The sequence below is a fragment of the Micromonospora sp. NBRC 110037 genome (genome assembly GCF_001652995.1).
Taxonomy (GTDB): Bacteria; Actinomycetota; Actinomycetes; order Mycobacteriales; family Micromonosporaceae; genus Micromonospora; species Micromonospora chalcea.
Genome location: NZ_BBVA01000009.1, coordinates 119,028 through 131,142, shown reverse-complemented (window position 1 = coordinate 131,142; position 12,115 = coordinate 119,028). Strand labels below are relative to the sequence as shown.

General features: G+C 75.5%; 11 protein-coding genes and 1 riboswitch. Of the genes, 8 read left to right on the top strand and 3 right to left on the bottom strand.

What is annotated here, in order from left to right; genetic code table 11:
• The first annotated feature begins 24 nt into the window (after positions 1-24).
• From A4R25_RS24570 to A4R25_RS24555, 4 genes are all read left to right on the top strand, one after another.
• Positions 25-930, top strand: a complete 906-nt coding sequence (locus tag A4R25_RS24570) for an alpha/beta fold hydrolase (RefSeq protein ID WP_064448227.1) — start codon at positions 25-27, stop codon at positions 928-930.
• 124 nt (positions 931-1,054) lie between these two features.
• Positions 1,055-3,172, top strand: coding sequence for an AAA family ATPase (locus tag A4R25_RS24565; protein ID WP_064448226.1), 2,118 nt, complete (start codon positions 1,055-1,057; stop codon positions 3,170-3,172).
• Positions 3,173-3,266: 94 nt separating this feature from the next.
• Complete coding sequence (locus A4R25_RS24560) at positions 3,267-4,181, top strand: cation diffusion facilitator family transporter (protein ID WP_043329179.1); 915 nt, start codon at positions 3,267-3,269, stop codon at positions 4,179-4,181.
• A gap of 143 nt (positions 4,182-4,324) precedes the next feature.
• A riboswitch (cyclic di-AMP (ydaO/yuaA leader) is annotated at positions 4,325-4,456 on the top strand.
• 4 nt (positions 4,457-4,460) lie between these two features.
• Positions 4,461-5,537 (top strand): hypothetical protein, encoded by a 1,077-nt coding sequence (locus A4R25_RS24555; protein ID WP_043329177.1) that lies wholly within the window; start codon positions 4,461-4,463, stop codon positions 5,535-5,537.
• On the opposite strand, the gene A4R25_RS24550 is transcribed toward A4R25_RS24555, so the two are convergent.
• On the bottom strand, positions 5,534-6,070 hold the full coding sequence (locus A4R25_RS24550; RefSeq protein ID WP_231915621.1) for an SRPBCC family protein: 537 nt from the start codon (positions 6,068-6,070) through the stop codon (positions 5,534-5,536). The two genes, A4R25_RS24555 and A4R25_RS24550, sit on opposite strands and share 4 nt — an antisense overlap.
• Before the next feature lie 41 nt (positions 6,071-6,111).
• Positions 6,112-6,471: an STAS domain-containing protein gene (locus A4R25_RS24545; RefSeq protein ID WP_013287849.1), complete on the bottom strand. Its 360-nt coding sequence runs from the start codon at positions 6,469-6,471 to the stop codon at positions 6,112-6,114.
• 421 nt (positions 6,472-6,892) lie between these two features.
• On the opposite strand from A4R25_RS24545, the gene A4R25_RS24540 reads away from it, so the two are divergent.
• From A4R25_RS24540 to A4R25_RS24525, 4 genes are all read left to right on the top strand, one after another.
• A complete protein-coding gene (locus A4R25_RS24540; RefSeq protein WP_064448225.1) occupies positions 6,893-7,297 on the top strand; it encodes a hypothetical protein in 405 nt (134 codons plus the stop codon).
• Between the two features lie 170 nt (positions 7,298-7,467).
• Positions 7,468-8,142, top strand: coding sequence for a BON domain-containing protein (locus tag A4R25_RS24535; RefSeq protein WP_064448224.1), 675 nt, complete (start codon positions 7,468-7,470; stop codon positions 8,140-8,142).
• Between the two features lie 59 nt (positions 8,143-8,201).
• Positions 8,202-8,699, top strand: a complete 498-nt coding sequence (locus A4R25_RS24530) for a redoxin domain-containing protein (RefSeq protein WP_043329170.1) — start codon at positions 8,202-8,204, stop codon at positions 8,697-8,699.
• Positions 8,696-9,247, top strand: coding sequence for a DsbA family protein (locus A4R25_RS24525; protein ID WP_064448223.1), 552 nt, complete (start codon positions 8,696-8,698; stop codon positions 9,245-9,247). Before A4R25_RS24530 ends, A4R25_RS24525 begins: the two co-directional genes overlap by 4 nt.
• A 1-nt stretch (position 9,248) precedes the next feature.
• Here the strand turns inward: A4R25_RS24525 and A4R25_RS24520 are convergent, their stop codons facing one another.
• Entirely contained in the window at positions 9,249-12,020 is a 2,772-nt protein-coding gene (locus A4R25_RS24520; RefSeq protein WP_064448222.1) for a LuxR C-terminal-related transcriptional regulator, read from the bottom strand.
• Positions 12,021-12,115: the final 95 nt, after the last annotated feature.

Genomic DNA, 12,115 nt, shown 5'->3' with positions numbered 1-12,115 from the left:
CCGGACGGGCTCGGGGGTGGCGACATGGAACTGCGGCTTCCGGACGGCGTACGCCTGCACGTGACGGTCACCGGGCCGGTCGACGCCGAGGTCACCGTGCTGATGCTGCACGGCTGGACGCTCGACGGCCGCAGCTGGCACCGTCAGGTCGCCGAGCTGCGGGAACGGTTCGGCGACCGGGTCCGCCTGGTCACCTACGACGCGCGCGGCCACGGCCGGTCGAGCTGCCTGGCGCTGCGCGACGCCACGCTCGCCCAGCTCGGCGACGACCTCGCCACCGTGGTCGACGAGATCGCCCCGTCCGGGCCGATCGTGCTGGTCGGGCACTCGATGGGCGGAATGACGGTGATGGAGTACGCCCACCGCCACGCCGACCGGTTCGCGGCGCGTACCGCCGGGCTGGTCTTCGTCTCGACCACCGCCGAGGGGCACACGCACACCGTCTACGGCCTGTCCCCCCGCATCACGAGGTTGATCCGGCTCGCCGAGACCACCGGCGCCGGGGTGCTGGCCCGGTGCGGCGGCTGGCGGCCACCGCACGCCCTGCTGCGCGCGCTGCGCCCGAGCATCCGCTGGATGCTGTTCGGCGACCGCTGCGACCCCGCGGACATCCGGCTGGTCACCTCGGCGGTGGCCCGGGCCACGCTGCGCTCGATCGGCGGGTTCCGCGCCTCGATCGGGGCGCAGCACCGGCTGGAGACGCTCGCCGCGCTGGGCGGGCTGCCGGCCGCCGCGCTGGTCGGGGACCGGGACCGGCTCACCCCGCCGCCGTGCGCCGAGTCGATCGCGGCGGCGCTGCCCACCACGGAGCTGACCGTCTGCCCGGGCGCCGGTCACATGCTGATGATGGAGCGCCCGGACCAGGTGAACGACGCCGTGGCCGGGGTGCTGGACCGGGTGCTGACCGGCCGTCCGGCGGCCCGCCTCTGAGCGTCTCCCGCTCCGGAACGGCACTGACGTACGCCACGCGGACGGCATGCCCCGGCGCTGCGGTTGCCGAGGGCCCGTACCCTCATTCAGCCCGTCGTGCCGTCCGACCACAGGAGCATCCGCGTTGACCGACCAGACCACGCTGGACCGGGAGATCGCCGCCGAGCAGCGCCACCTCGACCGGGTGTACGCCCGGCTGGCCGAACTGCGCCGGTCGGCGGCCGACGCCGAGCGGGAGGGCTACCGGCTGGCCCGGGTCGGCAACTTCGGCGCGCTGGTCGAGCGGGATGCGATGGTCTTCCACGCCGCCCAGCGCCGGCACGTGCTGGACGCCGAGCACGAGGGGCTGGTGTTCGGGCGGCTGGACCTGCGTACCGGGCAGGTGCTGCACGTCGGCCGCCTCGGCGTGCGGGGCGTGGACGCGGAGACGCTGGTGGTGGACTGGCGGGCGCCCGCCGCCGCCGCGTTCTACCAGGCCACGCCCGCCGAGCCGCGCGGCGTGGTACGCCGGCGCACGATCCAGTCGGCCTCGGAGAAGGTCACCCGGATCGAGGACGACCTGCTGGACCCGGAGGCCGCGCCGCCGGACATGGCGGTGGTCGGTGACGGAGCGCTGCTGGCCACGTTGTCCCGGGCCACCGGCCGGGGCATGCGCGACATCGTCGCCACCATCCAGCGCGAGCAGGACGAGGCGATCCGCTCCCCCGGCAACGGCGTCACGATCGTCTCCGGCGGCCCGGGGACCGGCAAGACGGCGGTGGCGTTGCACCGGGCCGCGTACCTGCTCTACTCCGACCGGGCCCGGTACGCCGGCGGCGGCATCCTGGTGGTCGGCCCGTCCGGCGTGTTCGTCGAGTACATCGCCTCGGTGCTGCCCTCACTGGGCGAGGAGACCGCCACGCTGCACTCGCTCGGCTCGCTCTTCCCCGGCCTGTCCGCGTCGCGGACCGACCCGCCGGACGTGGCGGCGGTGAAGGGCTCGCTGCGGATGCGCCGGGTGCTGGAACGCGCGGTCCGCGACGCGGTGCCGGACTCCCCCGCCGAGCTGCGCCTGCTGTACCGGGGTGAGCTGCTGCGCCTGGAGCGCCCCGCGCTGGACGCGATCCGGGACCGGACGCTGGCCCGGGGCGCGCGCCGCAACGAGGTACGCCGGGCGGCGTTCGACGCGGTGCTCGCCGCGCTCTACGCGCAGGCCCGCACGCTGCGGGTGGGACGGCTGCCGGAGCAGCCCGCGTTCGAGGACGAGATCATCGAGCGGCCGGAGTTCCGCGAGTTCCTCAAGGCGTGGTGGCCCCGGCTGCACCCCCGGCACGTGCTGGACTGGCTGGCCCGCCCGGACCGGCTGCGCCGCTACGCCGGGGGGATCCTCTCCTCGGCCGAGATCCGGTTGCTCGGGCAGGCGTACCGCACGCTCGCGACCGACGGGCTGACGGTGGCGGACATCGCGCTGCTGGACGAGCTGGACGCGCTGCTGGGCAAGCCGGTGCAGCGGGCCCGGCCCAAGCGCGACCCGTACCAGCTCGCCGGTGGCGTGCGCGAGCTGAGCACGTACGCCGATCGGCAGCGCGCCGCCCGCGCGGCGGCCCGGGAGCGTCCGGCCGACTACCGCGACTACGCGCACGTGGTGGTGGACGAGTCGCAGGACGTCTCGCCGATGCAGTGGCGGATGATCGGCCGGCGCGGGCGGCTGGCGTCCTGGACGGTGGTCGGCGACCCGGCGCAGACCGCCTGGACCGGCGACCCGCAGGAGCTGGACCGGGCCCGGGACCAGGCGCTGGGCCGGCGCAAGCGGCACCGCTACGAGCTGACCACCAACTACCGCAACTCGGCGGAGATCTTCGCGGTGGCGGCGGCGGAGATCCGCCGGCTCTACCCGGATCTGCCGCTGCCCGACGCGGTCCGGTCCACCGGCGTTCCGCCGGTGGAACGCACGGTGCCCGCCGCCGAGCTGCCGGCGGCCACCGTCGAGGCGGCCGAGGCGCTGCTCGGCCAGGTGGAGGGCACCGTCGGCGTGATCACGCCGGTGCCGCGCCGGGACGAGGTGGCCGGCTGGCTGGGCGCGCTCGGCGCGGGCCGGCTCCAGGTGGTGACCAGCCTCCAGGCCAAGGGCATGGAGTACGACGGCGTGGTGCTGGTGGCGCCGAGCGAGATCCGGGCCGATCCGGGCTCGGGCGTGCGCACGCTCTACGTGGCGCTGTCCCGGGCGACCCAGCGCCTCACCACGCTCGACCCGGTGGGGTGAGGGGCCACGCCCGCGCCACCCACAGTTCACTTGCATACATAGCGATGTGAGCATACATTGGGCCCGGCCGGTACGCGGCAGGGAGGGTGTTGGCGTGGGCGCAGGTCATGACCACAGCAGCGCGGTGGCCAACGCGGCACACCGCCACGCAGGCCGGCTCTGGGCCGCGTTCGCGCTGCTCGCCGTCCTGATGGTGGTCGAGGCGGTGGCCGCCTTCACCACCGGCTCGCTCGCCCTGCTCTCCGACGCCGGGCACATGTTCACCGACGTGCTCGGCATCGGCATGGCCCTCGCGGCGATCACCGCCACCCGGCGCGCCGGCACCGACCCGCAGCGCACGTTCGGCCTCTACCGGCTGGAGGTGCTCGCCGCCCTCGCCAACGCCGTGCTGCTCGGCGCCGTCGCGGTCTACGTCCTGATCGAGGCGGTACGCCGCTTCGGCGAGCCGCCGGAGGTGCTGGCCGGCCCGATGCTCGTGGTGGCGGTGCTCGGCCTGCTCGCCAACATCGTCGCCTTCGCGCTGCTGCGCGCCGGGGCGAAGGAGAGCATCAACCTGCGCGGCGCGTACCTGGAGGTGCTCGGCGACCTGCTCGGCTCGCTCGGCGTGATCGCCGCCGCGCTGGTCATCGCGGTGACCGACTGGTGGTGGGCGGACCCACTGGTCGCCGTCGGGATCGGCCTGTTCATCCTGCCGCGCACCTGGCGGCTCGGCCGGGCCGCGGTGCGCATCCTGGTGCAGGCGGCGCCGGAGCACCTCCAGGTGACCGCCGTGCACGACCGGCTGGCCGCGGTCCCCGGCGTGGCCGAGGTGCACGACCTGCACGTCTGGACGCTCACCTCGGGCATGGAGGTGGCCTCGGCGCACCTGACCACCGACCCGGGTGTGGACCCGGCCGGGGTGCTGGCCGCCGCGCGGACGGCGCTGCACGAGGACTTCTCCATCGATCACGCCACGTTGCAGGTCGAACCCGGAGCGTCAGCCGGAGTGTGCGGAAAGACCGAGTGGTGATTAGGGCAGACTTAAATCACCGTGACTGCTGTACACTTATGTCGGTTTTGCCCCACCATGCGGCACTGCGCAACGGAGCCACGCCCGGGCCGCGCCGGTAGGCTCGGTCGCGGCCGCAGCCACCGGCGTCACCGGCGCAGGTGGGGTGGCCGTCGCCTAATCGCCCGAAGGGGCGAGCCGGGGAACCACGTACGTGGGGTGCATCCGCGTCAGCGGTAGGGATCTTCCGTCCCGAACCCGTCAGCTAACCCGGTCGGCGGTTGACGGAAGGACATGTGAATGCCCCCAGTGGCACCTGTACGACGGACGGCCGCCCGGTTGGCGGCCCTGCTCGTCGCGACGCTGACTGTCGGCGTCGCGACCGTTCCGGCCTCCCCCGCCTCGGCGGCGCCCCGGACCGCCCTGCTCGCCGCCGCGCCCGGCGACGACGAGGGCGGCACGCCCGAGCTGCGCGCCCAACTCGACGCGGCCAGCAAGGGCTGGCTGGAGGCGAAGGCCGCGCTGAACCGGTCGGTTAACCGCCAGAAGCAGCTCAACGACCAGCTCGCGAAGGTCGGCGCCGAGCTGGCCGTACGTGACGCCAAGGTCGGTGAGATCGCCGGGGTGGCGTACCGCGCCGGCCGGCTCGGCACCGCCGCCGCGCTGCTCGACAGCAGCAGCCCGGCGGGCTTCATGGACCGGGCCGCCACGCTGGAACAGGTCGCCGCGCACGAGGACCGCACGGTGCGCGAGCTGATCACCACCCGGGACGAGGCCACCCGCACCCGGGCCGCGCTCGACACCGAGATCCGCGAGCAACGCAAGCAGGTCGAGGTGATGGGCAAGCGCAAGGAGCAGGCCGAGCGCGCGCTCGAAGTGGCCAATGAACGTTCCGCCCGCAACAACAGCAGCGGCGGCGGCAGCGTCCAGGGCACCTCAAGCAAGAACGCGAAGCCCGCGCCACGCAACTCGGACGGCTCGTGGCCGTCGGAGTCGTGCAGCGTCAACGACCCGACCCCGGCCAACGGCTGCATCACCCCGCGGACGCTGCACGCGCTGCAGCAGGCCAAGGCGGCCGGTTTCACCAGGTACGTCTCGTGCCACCGGCCCAGCGGCTCGGGCGAGCACCCGAAGGGGCGGGCCTGCGACTTCGCCGCCCAGAAGAACGGCTTCGGCGGCGTGGCCAGCGGCGGTGACCGGACGTACGGCAACAACCTGGCCGCGTACTTCGTGCGCAACGCCGACCCGCTCGCCGTGCTCTACGTGATCTGGTTCAAGCAGATCTGGCTGCCCAGCAGCGGGTGGAAGTCGTACAGCGGCGGCAACGGAGACCCGTCCAGCGACCACACCAACCACGTGCACCTGTCGGTGTACTAGCGCGCTCCCGGGGGGCCGGCCGGATCGGGCCGGCCCTCCAGCGTCGCGCCGAGACGGGCCGCCAGGCTCAGGTGAGCCGCCCGGGCCTGGCGGAACGCGTACCCGAACAGCGGCGCCGGCGCGGTGAGCGTGATCTCCACGTCGATGCGCACGGTGCCGTCGGGCTCGTCGCGTAGCCGGGTGTGGTTGCGCACCGTCGTCGCCGGCTGCTGCCGGGCGACAGTGACCACCTCGTCCTCGCTCGCGACCAGCACGTCCGCCTGGTACGTGACCGGGAAGTGCAGCGGGCCCAGTTGCAGCCGGTCGGTGATCGCGTAGCTGGCCAGCGCGCCCGGCCGGGCCGGCAGCTGCCGGACCCGGACGATCAGCGGATGCAGCTCGCCCTGGCGACTCAGGTCACCCAGCAGTGCCACCGCGTCGGCCCGGCTGCACCGGGCCTGCACGGTGTAGCTGAAGCTGTCGCTGCTCTGCAAGCGGGCCCCCTCGCCGTCGTACGTCGCGACGATCGTCCCGTACCGACGCCGGGCTGGCAACGGGTAGAAGGTCCCCTGGCCGCAGGGGGTGCGAACGGCGCTCAGGCGCCGGGCAGCACCTCGGGGGTGTCGTCGGCGAACCACGGCTCGGGAGCGCCGAAGAGGCCGAGCAGGCCGGTCACCCAGAGCTGCCGGTGCACGAACCGGCTCGGCTCGGTCACCACGAGCTTGACGCCGCTGACCTCGCAGGTCTGGAAGCCGGCCACCATGGCGCTGATGCCGACCGAGTCGATGAACGTGACGAGCCGCATGTTCAGCTCGATGCGCGAGGGACGGCCCTTCGCGAGCACCTCGGCGATCGCTTCCCGCACCTCGTACGCGGTGTCGACGTCGATCTCCCCACGGGGCGCGATCTGGACGACACCACCCGGCCGCACCGACTTCACGATCGACAGGCTCACGCGAGCACCTCCACTCGCCCTTGACGGGCGCCTCATCAGTACGCGGGCCGCGACCGAGAGTATTCCTCCAACGGCCCGGTCGCCACCCCCCGGGATGAGCAATTCGCGAACTGGGCACACCTGGGCGCTCCCAATCCGGACCTCCGGGTTCCAGTTTCCCCTTCGACGCGGGCCGCGGCCAGCCGTACGGCCGGTCGGACCCGTCGATCCGCCGACCAGGGTAGCGGGCGCGCGCACGTCCCGTCGGCACCGGTCCCGGCGCGTTCGGGTGGTTCGTCCCGTTCGCTGCTCACGAGCCGGGCACCACCGCGAGGGTTTGCCGCGTGCGCCGGTGGGGCACTGCCCCGAGACAGTGAACGCGCCGGATGGACACCGGAGTCCGAAGTGGCCGCCGGCCTTCGGCACCCGAGGAGGTAGAACGATGTTCGGATCCAACCTGCTGGACCGCCGGGGCAAGGCCGAGCGGGTCGCCGACCAGGCGTGGCAGCACCTGCTCTCCGCGGCCGGCTCCGCCGGTGACAGCGTGCGCGACGCCACCCGCAGCGCCCGCCGCAACTCCTCCGGCTTCGCCGACGACGCCACCGACCTGGTCGGCTCCGCCGCCGAGGAGGCGCGCCGGCGGGCCACGCTCGCCTTCGACGCGCTGGCCGGACGCCGGCCCGCCCTGCCCTGGACGCTGCTGATCGCGGCGGCGCTCGCGGGCGCGGCGATCGGCTGGGCCGCCGGCACCGCCGCGCGCGCCGCGGGCAGCCGCGACCGCGCCGCGGACGAGATCGAGTTCGTGGACGTGGACCGCCCGAACTCCCCGGCCGGCCTGGACGGCTGAACCCCACCCGACCGGCACGGTGGCCGCTCCCGGCACTCCCGGGGGCGGCCACCGTGCCGCGTGGTGCTCTCCCCCACCCGGACCGGGTGAGGGCCGGTCACCCGGGAAACGCGCAGGATCGCGGGTGCGGGACCGCGTGCCCGCGCCGCCATCGACGGAGGGAGAGCCGGATGGCCACCGACACGATCACGCGCACCGACCGGGACATCCAGTCCGCGGTGCTCGACGAACTGACCTGGGAGCCCCGGGTCGGCCCGGACGAGATCGGCGTAACCGTCACCGAGGGCGTGGTGACGCTGACCGGCCGGGTGGACAGCTACGCCAAGAAGTGGGCTGCCGAGCGGGCCGCGCACCGGGCCGCCCGGGTCCGCGCGGTCGCCAACGACCTCGCCGTCCAGATCGCCACCGCGGCCGGCCGGGAGGACCCGGAGATCGCCGTCGCGGCCGTACGGGCGCTGGAATGGGACGCGTTCGTGCCGGTCGAGACGCTGCAGGTGACGGTCTCCGACGGCTGGGTCACGCTGCACGGCGACGTCGAGTGGGAGTACCAGCGGCGGGCCGCCGAACGGTCGGTCGCCCGGCTCACCGGCGTACGCGGGGTGAGCAACGGGATCGCCGTGCGCCCGGCGGTCCGCGCCGACGGCCACGACCTGGCCGAACGGATCGTGGACGCGCTCGCGCGCAACGCCGCCACCGAGGCCGAGAGCGTCGACGTCCGGGTGCACGGCGACACCGTCGTGCTGGGCGGGCAGGTCCACTCGCCCGGCGAGCGCGCGGAGATCGAGCGGGTGGTGTGGAACGCCCCCGGCATCCGGGAGGTGCACAACCACCTGGTCGTGCGCTGAGCCGAACCACCCCGCCCGGGTGAGCCCGCCTCACCCGGGCGCCCGCCATGGTGGGAGGCATGAGTGATCCGAACGGGCTGATCACACCCGGGCGGGCCGCCCCCGGGTTCACGCTGCCGGCGGCGCCGGACGGGCGACAGGTGGGTCCCGGGCAGTTCCGGGGCCGTCCGGTGGTGCTGGCCTTCTACCCCGCCGACTGGTCACCGGTCTGCGGCGAGCAGATGGCCCTCTACCAGGCGGCCCTGCCCGAACTGGAGCGGTACGACGCGGTGCTGCTGGGCATCTCGGTGGACAGCGTCGACTCGCACCGGGCGTTCGCCGAGAGCCAGGGCATCCGGTTCCCGCTGCTCGCCGACTTCGAGCCCAAAGGCGAGGTGTCGCGCCGGTACGGCGCGTACGCGCCGCGTGGGCAGTCCGACCGGGCGCTCGTGGTGATCGACCCGGACGGCCGGGTGGCCTGGAGCCACCTGTCGCCGCCCGAGGTGAACCCGGGCGTGGACGGCATCCTCGACGCGCTGGAGCGGCTGGACGCGGATCGGCGGGTGAGCGCCCGATGACCACGCCACTTCAGGTCACCACCGCGCGGCTGCGGACCCCGGTGACCGAACACGACCACGTCCGCGGGCCGGCGGACGCGCCGGTCACGATCGTCGAGTACGGCGACTTCCAGTGCCGGTTCTGCGGCGCCGCGTACCCGAACCTGACCGAGGTGCTGCGCCAGCGGGCCGACGTGGTGCGGCTGGCGTACCGGCACTTCCCGATCGCCAACATCCACCCGTACGCGGAGAGCGCGGCGGAGACCGCCGAGGCGGCCGCCGCCCGGGGCCGGTTCTGGGAGATGTACGACTGGCTCTTCCAGCACCAGGACCAGCTCGACCCGGTGCACCTGTCGCTCGGCGTCGAGCAGATCGGACTGTCGCCGGACGAGATCGCCGCGGAGGTCGGCCGCCAGGAGTACGCCGACCGGGTGCGGCAGGACTTCGTCGGCGGCATCCGCAGCGGCGTCAACGGCACCCCGACGCTGTTCGTCAACGGCGTCCGCCACGACGGCGGCTACGACCTGGCCGAACTGCTGACAGCGGTGGACGCCGCGGCCGACGCCTGAGTCAGATCAACCGCAGCTCGCGCGCCCGCCGGACGGCGTCCCGCCGGCGGGTCGCGTCGAGCTTGCGGTAGATGTTGCGCACGTGCGTCTTGACGGTGTTCACCGACAGCGACAGCTCGGCGGCGATCTCCACGTTGGACAGGATGCTCTGCAGGTACCGCAGGATGGTCAGCTCCCGCTCGGTGAGCGGCTCGTCCAGCCCGCGCGCCGCGCCGTCCGCCGGCCCGGTGACCGGCTGCGCGTCCGCGCCCCGGACCAGTTCGCTCACCGTGGCCCAGTACGCGGTTCCGGAGTCCAGGTGCGCGGCCAGCAGGTCCCGTACCCCCGGGTCGGTCCGGGTGAAGACGCGCCGGTAGCCGTCCGGCTCGGCGAGCGCCAGCACCTCCTCCAGCGCCCGCCCGGCCCGCCGGGCGTCCCCGGACGCCCCGGCCAGCACCGCGTCGAGCAGCCCGGCGCCCAGCCGCACCGGCAGCGGCCAGTCCGCCGCGCCGGGCCCGGCCCAGTCGGGCAGCGTCCGCTCGGCCGCGCGGGCGTCACCGGCGCGCAGCAGCAACCGGGCGGACGCCAGCGCCGGCGCCGGCCCGTCGCCGGTGGCGTCGAGCAGCGCCCGGGCGCCGTCGGCGTCACCGGCCGCCGCGCGTACCTGCGCCTCCTCGGCGGCCAGCCACCCGCCCAGCTCCGTGCCGGGCGCGACCGCCCGCGCGCCGGCGAGTGTGCGCAGCGCGCCCGCCGGGTCGTCGCCGTCGGCCAGCAGCCCGGCCCGGCAGAGCGCGGCCAGCGCCGCTCCCCCCGGCTCCGCGGTGGCCGGACCGGCCAGCGCCAGGTGGGCCACGGCCTCCGCGGGCCGGTCCCGGTGCCAGGCCACGAGCGCCAGCGCCAGGTACGCGTAGCCGCAGTCCGCCCGCGCCGACCAGCCCTGGCAGGCCGGCATCGCCAGCGCCTCCCCGGCGAGTTCCTCGGCCGCCCGCAACGCGCCCCGGGCCGCCTCCAGCGCCGCCGACCGGCTGACGCAGAGCAGCTCGGTCCGCGGCCGCCCGGCCCGGCGCGCCGCCTCCCGCGCCTCGGCGAACCGGGTACGGGCTGCCGGCAGTTCCCCCTCGGCCAGCGCGACCAGTCCGTGCGCGGCGCCCGCCACCGCGCGTACGTCGTCGCGCTCGGCCGCCCCGGCACGCGGGTCGGCTCCCGCGTCGGCTGCCAGGCCGGAAGCGGTGGCGAGCAGGCGGTCGGCGGCCTCGCGTACCCCCTGGTGGTTCCCGCCGAGCCGGGCCAGGCTCAGCTCCACGGCGGCGGCCAGCCGGCGGAACCGGTCGCGGCGCGGCGCGGGCAGGTCGTCGGCGTGGGCCAGCGCCCGCCGCAGCTGCCCGTCGGCGGCGGCCGGATCACCGGCGTACGCCCGCTCGGCGGCGGCGGCCAGCGCCAGCTCGGGATCCCGGCGGACCTGGTGCGCCGGCGGCTCCGGCGGGGCCGGCGCGGCGGTCGGCTCGTCCGGGGTCAGCTCGGGCCAGCGGCTGACCAGCAGCTCGGCGGCGGCGGTCCACTCACCGGCGGTCAGCGCGTGCCGTACCGCCTCGGCCGGCCGGTCATGGGCGGCGTACCAGTCCGCCGCCCGCCGGTGCAGCTCGCGCACCTCGTCGGCGGGCAGCCGGCCCAGTTCGTCCCGCAGCACGTCGGCCAGGAGCGGATGCGGCCGGTACCACTGCGGGTTGCCGCCGTCCTGGAGGAGGAAGCCGCCGTCCCGGGCCGCCTCGGCGAGCACCTGCCCGGCGTCGGCCCGCCCGGTCAGCGCGGCGGCCAGGTCGGCGCGGACCGCGACGGCCACCGCCACGCGGCGCAGGACGTCGCGGGTCGCCGGGCCCAGCGGCGCGAGCACCTCGTCCCGCAGGTACGCGGCGACGTCCGGCTGGTCACCGGCGAACCGGTCCACCGCGCGGGCCGGGTCGGTCCCGTCGGCCAGCGCGAGCGCGGCGAAGCGCAGCCCGGCCGGCCAGCCGGCGGTGCGCTCGGCCAGCCGGGGCACCGCCGGGGCGGGCACCGGCACACCGTGCGCGACCAGCAGGTCGGCGACCTCGTCGGTGGTGAACGCCAGCTCGTCCGGGCCGATCAGCGTCAGTTCGCCGGCCAGCCGCCAGCGGTGCAGCGCCAGCGGCGGCTCGCGCCGCGCGCCGGCCACCAGCCGCAGCCGCCCGTCGGTGTGCTGGAGCAGGAACTCCAGCCCGGACAGCGCCGCCGGGTCGGTGACCCGGTGCAGGTCGTCGAGGACCAGCAGCACCGGCCGTTCCCGTCCGGCCAGCGCGGCGGCCAGCGACTCCAGTTGCTCCGGCCGGGGCGGGCCGTCCGGCACCGGTGGCGGTGGTCCCTCGTCCGGGTCGTCGACCGCGGCCGTCCGCAGGGCCGCCGCCAGGTAGCCCCAGAGCCGCCGTGCCGTGTCGCCCTCACCCACCGTCACCCAGGCCGGCGCCGGGCCGTCCCGCTCCGCCCGCGCCCAGGTGGACAACACGGCCGTCTTGCCCCAGCCGGCCGGCGCGAGCAGGAGCGTCACCGGCCCGCTCGCGCCCCGCTCCACCCGCTCCACCAGCCGGGGCCGCAGCAGACCCGGCTCGGGTGGCGGCGGCGGCGTCAACCGGGACGCCAGCAGCGGCGGGCCGCCCGGCAGCGGACCACCGGCCAGGTCGGGCGAATCGATGCCGGCGGTACGCAGATCGGACGTACCGGTGATCTCGCTGGTGTCGTGCGGCGCGGCCACGAACCGGACCTGGTCGGCCTCCTCCGGCATGCATCCCTCCCCCTGTCGACGCGGGCAGCGGTTACCCGAACCGGGCCGGTTCACCCCTTCGGGGCGACCCCGGCTCACCCGCCCCTCGCCCACCC